Source organism: Paraburkholderia graminis, from assembly GCF_003330785.1.
Taxonomy (GTDB): domain Bacteria; phylum Pseudomonadota; class Gammaproteobacteria; order Burkholderiales; family Burkholderiaceae; genus Paraburkholderia; species Paraburkholderia graminis.
Genome location: NZ_CP024934.1, coordinates 2,781,742 through 2,796,222, shown reverse-complemented (window position 1 = coordinate 2,796,222; position 14,481 = coordinate 2,781,742). Strand labels below are relative to the sequence as shown.

The 14,481-nt window shown below is 63.7% G+C and carries 12 protein-coding genes and 1 tRNA gene; 11 read left to right on the top strand and 2 right to left on the bottom strand.

Annotated features, from left to right (window positions below; all coding sequences use genetic code 11):
* The first annotated feature begins 129 nt into the window (after positions 1–129).
* The 3 genes from CUJ91_RS12370 (at position 130) to CUJ91_RS12360 (ending at position 4,833) form a co-directional block, all read left to right on the top strand.
* Positions 130–2,094: an MFS transporter gene (locus tag CUJ91_RS12370; protein ID WP_114156291.1), complete on the top strand. Its 1,965-nt coding sequence runs from the start codon at positions 130–132 to the stop codon at positions 2,092–2,094.
* A 99-nt stretch (positions 2,095–2,193) separates the two neighbouring features.
* The gene (gene aroC / locus CUJ91_RS12365; protein WP_006052426.1) at positions 2,194–3,294 is read left to right on the top strand and encodes a chorismate synthase; all 1,101 of its coding nucleotides are present in this window, start codon (positions 2,194–2,196) and stop codon (positions 3,292–3,294) included.
* A 60-nt stretch (positions 3,295–3,354) separates the two neighbouring features.
* Positions 3,355–4,833, top strand: coding sequence for a tetratricopeptide repeat protein (locus tag CUJ91_RS12360; RefSeq protein WP_114156290.1), 1,479 nt, complete (start codon positions 3,355–3,357; stop codon positions 4,831–4,833).
* Between the two features lie 63 nt (positions 4,834–4,896).
* On the opposite strand, the gene CUJ91_RS12355 is transcribed toward CUJ91_RS12360, so the two are convergent.
* Positions 4,897–6,570, bottom strand: coding sequence for an electron transfer flavoprotein-ubiquinone oxidoreductase (locus CUJ91_RS12355; protein WP_029967643.1), 1,674 nt, complete (start codon positions 6,568–6,570; stop codon positions 4,897–4,899).
* A 187-nt stretch (positions 6,571–6,757) separates the two neighbouring features.
* Between CUJ91_RS12355 and CUJ91_RS12350 the strand changes: the two genes are divergently transcribed.
* Both CUJ91_RS12350 and CUJ91_RS12345 read left to right on the top strand, forming a co-directional pair.
* Positions 6,758–7,534: an SDR family oxidoreductase gene (locus CUJ91_RS12350; protein WP_006052429.1), complete on the top strand. Its 777-nt coding sequence runs from the start codon at positions 6,758–6,760 to the stop codon at positions 7,532–7,534.
* A 58-nt stretch (positions 7,535–7,592) separates the two neighbouring features.
* Entirely contained in the window at positions 7,593–8,036 is a 444-nt protein-coding gene (locus CUJ91_RS12345; protein ID WP_006052430.1) for an acyl-CoA thioesterase, read from the top strand.
* Between the two features lie 41 nt (positions 8,037–8,077).
* Here CUJ91_RS12345 and CUJ91_RS12340 read toward each other — a convergent pair whose 3' ends face one another.
* Entirely contained in the window at positions 8,078–8,623 is a 546-nt protein-coding gene (locus tag CUJ91_RS12340; RefSeq protein WP_114156289.1) for a PAS and helix-turn-helix domain-containing protein, read from the bottom strand.
* A 241-nt stretch (positions 8,624–8,864) separates the two neighbouring features.
* Here CUJ91_RS12340 and CUJ91_RS12335 point away from each other — a divergent pair, with 241 nt between their 5' ends.
* The 6 genes from CUJ91_RS12335 (at position 8,865) to CUJ91_RS12310 (ending at position 14,414) form a co-directional block, all read left to right on the top strand.
* The gene (locus CUJ91_RS12335) at positions 8,865–9,569 is read left to right on the top strand and encodes a CoA transferase subunit A (RefSeq protein WP_006052432.1); all 705 of its coding nucleotides are present in this window, start codon (positions 8,865–8,867) and stop codon (positions 9,567–9,569) included.
* A gap of 2 nt (positions 9,570–9,571) precedes the next feature.
* Complete coding sequence (locus CUJ91_RS12330) at positions 9,572–10,213, top strand: CoA transferase subunit B (RefSeq protein WP_006052433.1); 642 nt, start codon at positions 9,572–9,574, stop codon at positions 10,211–10,213.
* Between the two features lie 298 nt (positions 10,214–10,511).
* Positions 10,512–11,423: an alpha/beta fold hydrolase gene (locus CUJ91_RS12325; RefSeq protein ID WP_114156724.1), complete on the top strand. Its 912-nt coding sequence runs from the start codon at positions 10,512–10,514 to the stop codon at positions 11,421–11,423.
* A gap of 80 nt (positions 11,424–11,503) precedes the next feature.
* Positions 11,504–11,857 carry a RidA family protein gene (locus CUJ91_RS12320; protein WP_006052435.1) on the top strand — a complete coding sequence of 118 codons (354 nt, stop codon included), beginning with the start codon at positions 11,504–11,506 and terminating at the stop codon, positions 11,855–11,857.
* Positions 11,858–11,963: 106 nt separating this feature from the next.
* Positions 11,964–14,207 (top strand): RelA/SpoT family protein, encoded by a 2,244-nt coding sequence (locus CUJ91_RS12315; RefSeq protein ID WP_053858502.1) that lies wholly within the window; start codon positions 11,964–11,966, stop codon positions 14,205–14,207.
* Between the two features lie 130 nt (positions 14,208–14,337).
* Positions 14,338–14,414: transfer RNA gene (locus CUJ91_RS12310), tRNA-Val, on the top strand.
* The last annotated feature ends 67 nt before the right edge of the window (positions 14,415–14,481 follow it).

Below are 14,481 nucleotides of genomic sequence, written 5' to 3'. Positions count from 1 at the left end.
GAATGAAGGCGTGCGCGAGAGCGCGCGCCTTTTTTGTGCGCGCGGCGCTCGCTCGTTACGCGCGTTGCGGAACTGCCCCCACTGGCGCGCACTCCAGACGCGCATTTCCCCATCTGTTCGTCAAACTTCATGAGTCAGAGCCCCACGCCTCCTACGCCGCCAACGCGCACGCTACCCGCCGCCGGGCGCGCCGCGCGCCGGCATGGCGGCCATGAATCGCAGTTCAAGCTGCTGGGTGAGCGCCGTTTCGCGCCGTTTTTCTGGACGCAGTTCCTCGGCGCGATGAACGACAACGTCTTCAAGATCGGGTTCACGTCGCTCGTCACGTTTCAGGCGGCGCGCTTTTCGGGCGTCGATCCGAAAACCGCGGCGTTTCTGATCTCGGCCATCTTCATCCTGCCTTTTGTGCTGCTGTCGGCCACGTCCGGGCAGATCGCCGACAAGTACGACAAGGCGCTGCTCACACGCTTCGTCAAGACCTTCGAGATCGCCGTCATGCTGATCGGCGGCGCGGGTTTCCTGCTGCATAGCGCGCCGCTGCTGTATTTCTGCACGTTTCTGATGGGCGTGCATTCGACCGTCTTCGGGCCCGTCAAGTATTCGTACCTGCCGCAACATCTGTCGAGCCACGAGCTTGTCGGCGGCAACGGGATGGTCGAGATGGGCACCTTCGTCGCGATTCTCGTCGGCACGATCATCGGCGGCGCGAGTGCGGGTTTCGTCGAACATGGCGCGCTGCTGCTGGCCTGCGCGTGCGTCGCGATCGCGCTGGCGGGGCGCGTGGTGTCGAGCTTCGTCCCGGTGACGGCAGCGCCGCAGCCGGATCTGCGCATCAACTGGAATCCGGTCAGCGAGACCTGGCGCAACCTGAAGCTCGCGCGCGAAAACCGCACGGTGTTCCTGAGTCTGCTCGGCATATCGTGGCTGTGGTTCGTGGGCGCGACGTTTCTGTCGTCGTTTTTCAGCTTTGCGAAAGACGTGTTGTCCGCCAATCCGGACGTCGTGACGGTGCTGCTCGGCACGTTCTCGATCGGCATCGGCCTCGGCTCGCTGATGTGCGAAAAGCTCTCGAAGCGGCGTATCGAGATCGGCCTCGTGCCGCTCGGTTCGATCGGCATGAGCGTGTTCGCCATCGACCTTTTTTTCGCCAGCCACGCGTTGCCGCCCGCCGGACACCTGTTGAGCGTGGCCGAGTTTCTCGGGCGCGCCGCGCATTGGCGCGTGCTCGCCGATCTGTTCCTGCTCGCGATGTTCGGCGGCTTCTACAGCGTGCCGCTCTATGCGCTGATCCAGAGCCGCAGCCAGCCGAGCCACCGGGCGCGCATCATCGCGGCGAACAATATTCTGAATTCGCTCTTCATGATCGTCTCCGCGCTGATGGCGGTCGGCCTGACGGCGGCGGGCTTCAGCATTCCGGCAATTTTCCTCGTGACGGCGCTGCTCAATATCGTGGTGGCGACTTACATCTATTCGCTCGTGCCCGAGTTTCTGCTGCGCTTCATCGCCTGGCTGCTGGTGCACACGTTTTACCGGATTCGCCTCGTGCACGCCGAGCGGATTCCGGACGAAGGCGCGGCCGTGCTCGTCTGCAATCACGTGAGTTTCGTCGACGCCGTCGTGATCATGGCCGAGAGTCCGCGGCCGATCCGCTTCGTGATGGATCATCACATTTTCAGGACGCCGTTCGCCGGCTGGGTGTTTCGTCACGCGAAGGCGATTCCGATCGCGCCCGCGCACGAGGACGCGCAGTTGCTGACGCGCGCCTACGAGCGCTGCGCAGAGGCGCTTGCCGAGGGTGAACTGGTGTGCATCTTCCCCGAGGGCAAGCTCACTCGCACGGGCGAGATGAATCCGTTTCGTCATGGCGTGACCGAGATCATCCGGCGCACGCCCGCGCCTGTGATTCCGATGGCGCTGCGCGGGCTGTGGGGCAGCGTGTTTTCGCGCGCCAACGACGCGCGCTGGCCGCGGCCGGTGCAAAAGGGCGTGATGAGCCGGCTGACGCTCGCGGTCGGCGAGCCGATCGAGCCGGCGCTTGCCACGCCGGAACTGCTGCAGAAAACCGTCACGGAACTGCGCGGCGCGCGCAAATAGGCCGGCTTGTCCGGAAGTCATAAGCCGGCGCCGCGGGCGGCCTCGTGCCCCAAGGGGCTGGCATAATAGCGTCTTCCCCGCATCCTTTGGACGACGCTCATGTCCGGCAACACCCTCGGTACGCTTTTCACTGTCACGACCTTCGGCGAATCGCACGGCCCGGCCATCGGCTGCGTGATCGACGGTTGCCCGCCGGGCATGGCGCTCGACGAAGCCGACATCCAGCTCGAGCTCGACCGCCGCAAGCCCGGCACGTCGCGGCACGTCACGCAGCGTCAGGAAGAAGACAAGGTCGAAATTCTGTCGGGCGTGTTCGAGGGCAAAACCACCGGCGCGCCGATTGCGCTGCTGATTCGCAATACCGATCAGCGCAGCAAGGACTACGGCAATATCGCGGACACCTTCCGTCCGGGTCACGCCGACTACACCTACTGGCAGAAGTACGGCATTCGCGACTATCGCGGCGGCGGCCGTTCGTCGGCGCGGCTGACGGCGCCAACCGTCGCGGCGGGCGCGGTGGCGAAGAAGTGGCTGCGCGAGAAATTCGGTACTGAAATTCGAGGCTATATGGCGGCGCTCGGCGAAATCGACGTGCCGTTCGTCGACTGGGCGCAGGTGCGCGAGAACCCGTTCTTCGTGCCCAACGCGGACATCGTGCCGCAGCTCGAAGCGTATATGGACGCACTGCGCAAGGACGGCGACTCGATCGGCGCGCGTATCAACGTGGTGGCGTCGGGGGTGCCCGTGGGCCTCGGCGAGCCGCTGTTCGACCGGCTCGATGCGGACATTGCTCACGCCATGATGGGGATCAACGCAGTGAAAGGCGTCGAAATCGGCGCGGGCTTCGCGAGCGTCGCGCAGCGCGGCTCGGTGCATGGCGACGAACTCACGCCCGAGGGCTTTGTGGGCAACCACGCGGGCGGCGTGCTCGGCGGTATTTCGACGGGGCAGGACATCACGGTGTCGATCGCGATCAAACCGACGTCGAGCATCCGCACGCCGCGCCGTTCCATCGACAAAGCGGGGCAGCCGGCAGTTGTCGAGACGTTCGGCCGGCATGACCCGTGCGTCGGCATTCGCGCCACGCCGATAGCGGAGGCCATGCTCGCGCTGGTACTCATCGACCACGCGCTGCGTCATCGCGCGCAATGCGGCGACGTCTCGGTCAGCACGCCGAAGATCGCGGCGAGCGCGCCTTAACGGGCGCCGTTAGCGCCTCTCACATCGCATTGCACAAGCGGCGCGCGGCGCCTTCCTCGCATGAATCCTCCTCCTATCGAGCCAGCGGGCGACGTTTTGACGGCGCTGCGCTCGCGTGCCTCGGCGCCGCACGCGAGCGCGCATGACTATCTCGCGTTCGGTCAGGCGCTGCTGCAACACGCGGGCCGCGACAAGGTGCTGCAACGCGAAGCGCTTGTGGCGCTTGTGCGCGCCTATCAGGCCGAGCCGGCCTGCGAGCCAACGCTGCTTCACACGATTGCGCAGACCGCGTTCATCGTGCGCGATTGGGCGCTTGTCGAATCCGCGACCGCGCTGCTGCTTGCGCAAAATCCCGCCGATGCCAACGCATTAGTCTGGCGCGCGGCGGCCGTTCAGTATCGCGACGACTTCACTACCGCCGAGCAGTTGCTGCGCGAAGCGGTGCGCGTCGTGCCCGGCAATCCGGTGGCGCGTCACAAGCTCGCGTTGTGCGTGAAGGAGCAGTCGCGTTTCGCGGAAGCGGAAGCGCTGCTGCGTCAGGTGCTCGCGTCGTCGCCGGAAAACGCGCATGCGTGGTTCGATCTTTCGGAACTCGAAATCCGCAATGGACGTTTCGCCGAAGGCTGGGCGCATTACGAGTCGCGCAACGCGTTTGCCGGCGAGTTGAACAACGCGCAGCAGGCGCTCGCCGCGATCAGCGCGCACTGGCAAGGCGAGCCGCTGACGGGCAAGACGCTCGTTGTGTACGGCGAGCAGGGCAACGGCGATTGTCTGTGGGCAGTGCGCTTTTTGCCGCTTCTCGCCGAACGTGCGCGGCGCGAGGGCGGCACTGTGATCTTCGGTCACGACGGGCCGTTGCGGCATCTCTTCGAACGGACGTTGCCCGCGGATCTGCGGCTCGAAACGAGCCTTGAAACGCAGCCTGATTTCCATTGCGGGCTAATGAGCTTGCCGCTGCGCCTCGGCATTGTGGAGGCGAGCGGCTGGGGCGCGCCTTATCTGAGCGCCGACCTGCAGCATGTGCAGGTGTGGCGGGATCGCGTAGAAGCGTGCATCGCCGGAAAGCCTGGCGGCAATCGTAAGGTCGGGCTGGTGTGGAACGGCAATCCCGACCATATTCGCGACGCGCGACGGTCGGTGCCGGCGGAACAACTGGAACCGTTACTGGATGTCGCGGGCGTGACGTATTTCGCGCTGTCGCCGGGACGTGGCGAGACCGTCGCGCAGTGGCGTGCGAAGGGCCTCGACGTCGTCGACCTCACGCATCATTTCCAGTCCGGATTCGACGACGTCGCTGCGTTGCTGGCGAATCTCGACCTGATGGTCACGATCGACAGCGGGCCGGCTCATCTGGCCGGCGCGCTCGGCGTGCCGACCTGTTTGATGATCGACCATGTATCCGCGTGGTTCTGGGGCAGCGATTCGGCGGTGACGCCCTGGTACGATTCGATCGAACTGTTCAGGCAACCCACGGTGGGTGCGTGGGCGCCGGTGGTCGCGCAGGTGCGCGAACGTATCGAACGGATGGCGCGCGGCTGACGCCATTGCTTTCGCAGCGCAGGCGTGGGCCGCCTGCGCTGCGAAGGTACAAAGCTCAACCCATCACATGTTCGGATAGTTCGGCCCGCCGCCGCCTTCAGGCGTCACCCACACGATGTTCTGCGTCGGGTCCTTGATGTCGCACGTCTTGCAGTGCACGCAGTTCTGCGCGTTGATGACGAGCCGTTCGCCGCCGTCGTCGTTCTTCACGAACTCATAGACGGCGGCCGGGCAATAACGCGCTTCCGGGCCTGCATACGTCTGCCAGTTCACGTTCACCGGCACCGTCGGGTCCTTCAGCGTCAGATGCGCGGGCTGGTTCTCCTCGTGATTCGTGTTCGAGATGAACACCGAAGACAAGCGGTCGAACGTGAGCTTGCCATCGGGCTTCGGATACTCGATCGGCGTGCATTGCGACGCGGGCTTCAGCATCTCGTGGTCCCAATGCTGGTGATGCAGCGTCCACGGCACGTTGCCGCCCAACAGCTTCTGCTCGATGCCGACCATCAGCGTGCCGAGGTACAGGCCCTTGCTCATCCACTGCTTGAAATTGCGGGCGCGGTACAACTCGGTATGCAGCCACGAAGTCTTGAAGCTCTCCGGATAAGCCGCGAGTTCGTCGTTATGGCGGCCGGCCTGCACGGCTTCGAACGCGGCATCGGCGGCGAGCATGCCGGTCTTGATCGCCGCATGCGAACCCTTGATGCGCGATGCGTTCAGGAAGCCCGCATCGTCGCCGACCAGCGCGCCGCCCGCAAACACCAGCTTCGGCAGCGACATCAGGCCGCCTGCGGTGATCGCGCGCGCGCCATACGACACGCGCTTGCCGCCTTCGAGGAACTGGCGGATCGCCGGATGCGTCTTGTAGCGCTGGAATTCCTCGAACGGCGACAGATACGGATTCGTGTAGCCGAGACCCACCACAAAGCCGACCACCACCTGGTTGTTGTCCATGTGATAGAGGAACGAGCCGCCGTACGTGTCCGTTTGCAAAGGCCAGCCGGCCGTGTGCATCACGAGCCCAGGCTTATGCTTCGACGGATCGATCTCCCACAGTTCCTTGATGCCGATGCCGTAGACCTGCGGATCGACGCCGTCGCGCAGCCTGAACTTGTCGTTCAACTGGCGACCGAGATGCCCGCGCGCGCCTTCGCAGAAGAGCGTGTATTTGGCGTGCAGCTCCATGCCGAGCTGGAAGTTCTCGGTCGGCTGGCCGTCCTTGCCGATGCCGAGGTTGCCGGTCGCGACGCCCTTGACGGAACCGTCGTCGTTATAGAGCACTTCGGCCGCCGGAAAGCCGGGGAAAATCTCGACGCCCAGCGCTTCCGCCTGCTGCCCCAGCCAGCGCGTGACGTTCGCGAGGCTGATCACGTAGTTGCCGTGGTTCTTGAAATTGTCCGGCAGCGCCCAGTTCGGCACGCTTTTCGAACCCGTTTCGGTGAGGAACAGGAAGCGGTCTTCGGTCACGTCGACCGTCAGCGGCGCGCCTTTTTCCTTCCAGTCGGGAATCAGTTCATTCAGCGCGCGCGGGTCCATCACCGCGCCGGAGAGGATGTGCGCCCCGATCTCCGAGCCCTTTTCCAGCACGCAGACGCCAAGCTCGACGCCCTTGCCGGCCGCGAGCTGCTTCAGGCGGATCGCCGCGGACAAGCCTGCCGGGCCGCCGCCGACGATCACGACGTCGTATTCCATCGACTCGCGCGGGCCGTACTGCTCGATGAGACTTGCGGGGGTCATTGATGCTCCTCTTACCGTTAGAATGCTTTTTTCGGGATCGTATTGTGGGCGATGGATTCTTGCACTGCAACCGCATCGACGGAGATTAGCACGGGCGTTCTATTCTCGTGATACGGTATTGACCCGAGTGCAGCGCGGGCCGCGACTGACAACCGCATTCGTAACTACAACCGAACAAGGAACCACAATGGGCCGTTCGATCAATCTGGAAGGCAAGGTCGCGTTGATAACCGGCGCGTCGAGCGGGTTGGGCAAGCGCTTTGCGCAGGTGTTGTCGCAGGCCGGCGCCAAGGTCGTGCTGGCGAGTCGGCGCACCGAGCGGCTCAAGGAACTGCGCGCCGAAATCGAGGCATCGGGCGGCGCGGCGCATGTCGTCTCGCTGGACGTAACCGATTATCAGAGCATCAAGTCGGCGGTCGCGCACGCGGAGACCGAAGCCGGCACCATCGACATTCTGGTGAACAACTCGGGCGTGTCGACCACGCAGAAGCTCTCCGAAGTCACGCCCGCGGACTTCGAGTACGTGTTCGATACGAATACGCGCGGCGCGTTTTTCGTCGCGCAGGAAGTGGCCAAGCGCATGATCATGCGCGGCAACAATGCGCAAAAACCGTCGTACCGGATCATCAATATCGCGTCGATGGCGGGGCTGCGCGTGCTGCCGCAAATCGGCCTTTACTCGATGAGCAAGGCCGCCGTCGTCCACATGACGAAAGCGATGGCGCTCGAATGGGGCAAGCACGGCATCAACGTGAACGCGATCTGTCCTGGCTATATCGACACGGAAATCAATCATCATCACTGGTCGACCGAGCAGGGGCAAAAGCTCGTGTCGATGTTGCCGCGCCATCGCGTCGGCAAGCCCGAGGATCTCGACGGCCTGTTGCTGCTGCTGGCGGCCGACGAGTCGCAGTTCATCAACGGCTCGGTGATCGCCGCCGACGACGGCTTCGGCCTCGCGTGACTTTCGCTGGTTTCAGGCCGGATTCAATCACTTAAGAAGCAGGAAGAGCAGAAGCACAATGAGCGATTTTCACGCAGTCTTTGAGATGTCGATGCCGATCCGCTGGGGCGACATGGACGCATTCGGCCATGTGAACAACACGGTCTATTTCCGCTACATGGAGCAGGTGCGCATTTCCTGGTTCGAGCAGTTGGGGCTGAGCGGCAGTCAGGCGGACGGGCAGGGGCCGGTGATCGTGAACGCGTCGATGGAATTTCTCAAGCAACTGCATTATCCCGGCGACGTGATCGGCCGCATGAGCGTCGCGACGCCGGGCCGCAGCAGCTTCGACACCGGCTTCGAGCTGGTGCGCGCGGACGATCCGAACACGGTTTATGCGCGCGGCGCCGCGCGCTGTGTGTGGATCGACTACGCGGCCGGCAAGTCGGTGCCGGTTCCCGATCTGCTGCGCGCAACGATCGAGCGTGCGGCTCTGGTGAAAACGGCCGAGCGCGCGGCTTAAGTTCGCGAGGGGCGACGTTCGGAGCGCGGTCTGTCTCCGACTCAGTGCCCAAGCAGCCGCTGCAACAACTCCGTCGCGTTCCCCGTATCGTATTTGCGCATCAGGCGCGCGCGGTACACATCCACCGTGCGCGGGCTGATGGCGAGCGCGCGGCCAATCTGCTTGCTGGTTTTTCCCGTCACCAGTTGCGCGGCGATTTCCCGTTCGCGAGGCGTCAATTCGACCGCCACGCGCCGCGTCGCGCTCAGATCCTCGAACGTCCAGACGCCCGCCGCGTGCGGGTCGGTGCGCCGCTGCGCGCGGCCCGTCACGTGGCACCAGAACAGTTCGCCGTTGGCGCGCTTCATGATGCGGTCGTCGGCGTAGCTGCCTTGCGCGGTCATGATCGGCGGAATGCGTGCGCCGATCCGCTCGAATTCGTCCGCCGACGGATACAGAATCTGAAACGACTGGCCGATCAGCGCCGCGCGCGGACAGCCGAAGATCGACGCGAGTTCGTCATTGCAGTCTTCGATAATGCGTTCACGCGACAGCACGAGCCCGATCGGCGCGAGATGAAAAGCGGTTTGATAGTCCAGGGCGGGCATGGGCTGGCGGCAAGTACTTATGTATTTTTGCGTATTGTGCCGCATGGCGCGGCGAGCGTACTCTTTCGGGCACATGAGAACGCGGTGAAGCGTCCGTGAGCGCGCGTGCGCGAGGCTTTGTCCTCTCTCCACGCGATGCGTCTCCCGGATGACTAGAATGACGTGTCGGGCCTCGGCCTGTACGCGTCGTATCAGCCGCAATAAACCGGTTTCGGGTTTCCATAAAGGAAGGGACATACTGATGAACAAGGTCTATCCAGGCGCCGCCGAGGCGCTGAAAGACATCGTCAAGGACGGGCAGACATTCGCCGTCGGCGGCTTTGGCCTGTGCGGCATTCCCGAGGCGCTGATCGCCGCGTTGCGCGATACGAAGGTGCAGGGCATTACGTGCATCAGCAACAACGCGGGCGTCGACGGCTTCGGTCTCGGTCTGCTGCTCGAGACGCGCCAGATCAAGAAAATGATTTCGTCGTATGTCGGCGAGAACAAGGAGTTCGAGCGCCAGTATCTGGCCGGCGAACTCGAGCTCGAATTCACGCCGCAAGGCACGCTCGCCGAGAAACTGCGCGCGGGCGGCTCGGGCATTCCGGCGTTCTTCACCAACACCGGCTACGGCACGCTGATCGCCGAAGGCAAGGAAACGCGGCAATTCGGCGAGAACCACTACGTGCTCGAACATTCGCTGACTGCGGATGTCGCGCTCGTCAAGGCATGGAAGGCCGACAAGTCGGGCAACCTGATCTATCGCCGCACCGCGCGCAACTTCAACCCCATGTGCGCGATGGCCGGCAAGATCACGGTCGCGGAAGTCGAAGAGATCGTCGAAGTGGGCGAACTCGATCCGGACGCGATTCACACGCCGGGCATCTTCGTGCAGCGCATCGTGCTGAATGCGCATCCGGAAAAACGCATCGAACAACGCGTCGTCCGCGCGAAAGGAGACTGATCATGGCATGGACTCGTGACGAAATGGCCGCGCGCGCGGCGAAGGAATTGCAGGACGGCTTTTATGTGAACCTCGGCATCGGCCTGCCGACGCTGGTGGCGAACCACGTTCCGGCGGGCGTCGAAGTGTGGCTGCAGTCGGAGAACGGCCTGCTCGGCATCGGCCCCTCGCCGACCGAAGACGAAGTCGACGCCGACCTCATCAACGCGGGCAAGCAGACGGTGACCACGCTGCCGGGCTCGTCGATTTTCTCGTCGGCGGATTCATTCGCGATGATCCGCGGCGGCCACATCAACCTGGCGATTCTCGGCGCCATGCAGATCAGCAAGAAGGGCGATCTCGCCAACTGGATGATCCCCGGCAAGATGATCAAGGGCATGGGCGGCGCGATGGATCTGGTCGCGGGCGTCAAGCGCGTGGTTGTGCTGATGGAGCACGTCGCGAAGGGCGATCAGCACAAGATCCTCGAAGAATGCACGCTGCCGTTGACAGGCGTGGGCGTGGTCGATCAGATCATCACCGACCTCGGCGTGATCGAAGTCACGGACGACGGCCTGAAGGTCACCGAACTGGCGCCGGGCGTGAGCGTCGACGAGATCAAGGCGAAGACGGGCGCGCCGCTGGATGTGAGCGCGGTTAGCTGATCCTGGGTTGTTGATGGCGCTGTCGGGCTGACGTATAGGCGTTGGCTGACGGTGTCGACCATTCGCGTTGTGTGAAGCATGCAAGAAAGCGGGCGAGGCGTGAGTCTCGTCCGCTTTTGTCTTATGCGGTGGATGTTTTGGGTCGTTCGTCCTATGCCGTCTGGACGATCCTTGTCACGCGGCAAAGCGGTTTACAATCGTCCGAAGCAATCATTTGAAGATTCGACGCGGGCGGTCTTTCGCAGCATTCGCGCCCGCACGCAAGCTCAATCCGCAGCGCTTTTGCAAGGACCCCAAGATGACTGCAACGACCGCCTTCGCCGGTGAGCGGCCCACGCCGCGCCAACGTTATGTGCAGTGCGCGAGCGCCGCGGGCCTGCATCGTATCGCGTACACGGAGTGGGGCGATCCGGACAATCCGCGCGTGCTGTTGTGCGTGCATGGCCTGACCCGCTCGGGGCGCGACTTCGACCGGCTGGCCGCGCAATTCGCCGGCACCTACCGTGTGGTGTGTCCGGATGTGGCGGGCCGGGGCTTGTCTTCGTGGCTTGCCAACCCCAATCTGTATAGCGTGCCGCAGTATGTCGCCGACATGGTCACGCTGATTGCGCGGCTGGACGTGGAAACGGTCGACTGGTTCGGCACGTCGATGGGCGGCCTGATCGGGCTCGGTCTGGCGGGCCTTCCTGAGACGCCGATCCGCAAACTGCTGTTGAACGACGTTGGTCCGCATCTCGAGCCGGAGGCGGTCAAGCGTATCGGCGACTATCTCGGCAAGCCGGCGCGTTTCGAGTCGCTGCAGCAAGGCATCGATCACGCGGCGTTTCTTGCGACGACCTTCGGCCCGCTCACGCCGGACGAATGGCGCGAGATCAATACGCCGCTCTTGCGCGAGGAGAACGGCACGTGGCTGTTTCGTTACGATCCGCGCATCGCGCAGCCCTTCGCCGCGACCACCGAAGAAGCCGCGAAACTCGGCGAGGCCGCGCTATGGCATTCGCTGGCGTCGTTCCAGAAACCGGTGCTGGTGGTGAGAGGCGAGCAGTCCGATTTGCTGTCGCGCGAGACGGTCGCGAAGATGGTCGAGACGGGGCGCGACGTGTCGAGCGTCGAGATTAGCGGCGTCGGGCATGCGCCGGCGTTTCTGTCGGCGGATCAGATCGACATTGCGAAGCGGTTCTTTATCGGCCCCGGCAACGACGCGTCATAATATGCAGTTCCGCGTGACGCTTTCGGGTCATGCAAGCGGCATTTCCATTCAACCTTCTTCTATCTACGTCAGGATTCTCCATGGCAGTCATTCGTCACCATGTTGGTAAGCGCCTCTCGGAAATCGCCGTGCACAACGGCACGGTCTACCTGGCCGGCCAGATCGCCGAAGATGCGGATCAGGACATCACGGGGCAGACGCGCGAAGTGCTCGGCCACATCGACCGCTTGCTGGCCGAGGTCAACAGCGATAAATCGCATCTGCTGTCCGTGCAGATCTACATCTCGGACATGGTGCATTTCGCCGGCATGAACGCGGTGTGGGACGAATGGGTCGCACAAGGCGCGACGCCGCCGCGCGCGACAGTCGAAGCGAAGCTCGCGAATCCGAAGTGCCTCGTTGAAATCGTCGTGGTCGCGGCGCAGCGTAGCTAAGCAACGCAGTTGGGCGACGCAGATAAGCGACGCACCAAGCAACGCAGCATCGTGCAGTCGTAGTTGAAATTCCGTTGATTTGCCAGGGCCCGCTGGGCCGCGCACCATGAATACCGAAACCGTTACGAACGCGCCGCATCCCCTCCCGTCTTTCGACGAAGCGATGGCATTCGTACGGCTGCATGCGGGCGAGGTGCGTCTGTCATCGGGCGAATTGCTGGCGGATCACGCGGCGGGCACCGCGTCCATCATGCGCACGCTCAATGTCGATCCGGCGGCCGTGCTGGCAGCGGCGCTGTTCGCGTTGACGCCGCATTTGCAGGACCCCGAACGCGTGATCGCCGACAACTTCGGCGAAGAAGTCGCGCAACTGGTCAGCGACGTGCGCAAGCTGCTGCGCCTTGGCACCGTGAGCTTGCGCGCCGCGCAGAACACGATGCCCGAAGCGGGGCGCGACGCGCAGGCCGCACGGCGCGCGCAGGTCGAGGCATTGCGCAAGATGCTGCTCGCGTTCGCGCAGGACATTCGCGTGGTGTTGATCCGGCTCGCGTCGCGGCTGCAGTCGCTGCGCTATTACGCGGCGGCGAAGCTCACGCCGTCGCCGGATGTGGCGCGCGAAACGCTCGACATTTATGCGCCGCTCGCGAACCGCCTGGGCATCTGGCAACTGAAGTGGGAACTCGAGGACCTCGCGTTCCGCTTCGAGGAACCGGTGGTTTACAAGCGCATCGCCAAGCTGCTGGATGAGAAGCGCGTCGAGCGCGAAACTTATGTGGCGCAGGCCATTGAACGCCTGCAGCAGGAACTCGCCGCCGCCAACATTCGCGCGGAAGTGAGCGGGCGCCCGAAGCATATCTTCAGCATCTGGCGCAAGATGCGCGGCAAGGAACTGGACTTCGCGGAACTCTACGATGTGCGCGCGTTTCGCGTGATCGTGCCGGACATCAAGGACTGCTACACCGTGCTCGGTATCGTGCACAACCTGTGGCAACCGGTGCCTAAAGAGTTCGACGACTACATTTCGCGGCCCAAGCCGAATGGCTACAAGTCGCTGCATACAGTCGTGATCGGCGACGACGGCCGCGCGTTCGAAGTGCAGATCCGCACGCACGAAATGCATCGCTTCGCCGAATACGGCGTGGCCGCGCACTGGCGCTACAAGGAGGCCGGCACGCGCGGTTACGGCGGCCAGTTCGCGGCCAATGAGAAGTACGACGAGAAGATCGCGTGGCTGCGTCAATTGCTCGCATGGAAAGACGATGTGTCCGAGGGCGAGCACGGCGAAAAGCGCGCGGCGCAACCGTGGGAACAACTGCGCCAGGCCACGCTCGACGACGACCATATCTACGTGCTCACGCCGCAAGCCCGCGTGATCGCGTTGCCGCATGGCGCGACGCCGGTGGACTTTGCTTATCACCTGCATAGCGAGCTGGGGCATCGGTGCCGCGGCGCGCGCGTCGACGGCGCGATGGTGCCGCTGAACACGCAGTTGCAAAACGGTCAGACGGTCGAGATCGTCGCGGTGAAGGAGGGCGGTCCGTCGCGCGACTGGTTGAATCCGCAGCTCGGCTATCTGCATAGCCCGCGCGCGCGTCAGAAGGTGCGCGCCTGGTTCAATGCGGTCGAGTTGCAGGAGCACATCGCAAGCGGCCGCGCGATGGTCGAAAAGACCTTGCAGCGCGAGGGCAAGACGTCGGTCAATCTGGATCAGCTTGCCGCCAAGCTCGGCTTCAAGACCACCGACGATCTCTTCTCCGTCGTGGGCAAGGAAGAGTTCAGTCTGCGGCTCGTCGAGCAGGCGCTGCACGATGCGCCGCCGCCGGAGCCGGTGGTCGAGGCGCCGGAGCAATTCGAGAAGCGCAGCAGCGGAGCGAGCGTGGCGCGCGGCGCGTCGACGGGCGTGCTGGTGGTCGGTGTCGACGCGTTGCTCACGCAGCTCGCGCGCTGCTGCCGGCCTGCGCCGCCCGACGACATCTCGGGCTTCGTGACGCGCGGCAAGGGCATGTCGATTCACCGCAGCGATTGCCCGACGTTCATGCGCATGGCCGAGCGCGCGCCGGAGCGGGTGCTGCAAACCGCATGGTCCGCGGACGTGATGAGCGGGCGCGGGCAGTCGGTGTATCCGGTTGATTTGTCGATCGAGGCGACCGACCGCCAGGGACTGCTGCGCGACATCTCGGAAGTGTTCGCGAGAGAGAAGATGAATGTGATCGGCGTGAAGACGCAGACGCGCCGCAATGCCGCGTTCATGCAATTCACCGTCGAGGTGTCGAGTGCCGCGCAAATCCAGCGCGCCTGCACGCTGCTCGGCGAAGTGACCGGTGTCGTGCGCGCATCGCGTAAAGGGTGATAGCACGGTGTGTTGATGGACTCATGCGGTTATCGCGCGAGTCATGAAATGATGGGCAGTAGCGGATTTAAAGTCGGTGCATAAAAGTACTTGCCAAGCAGTGTGGTGCTCCATATAATCTCGTTTCTTCAGGCTCGTAGCTCAGCTGGTTAGAGCACCACCTTGACATGGTGGGGGTCGTTGGTTCGAGTCCAATCGAGCCTACCAACGAAAGTGAAATTCCGGCGTAGCCGGGATTTCGCAAACTGCAGTAAGCGCCTCGGCGCAAAAGGCG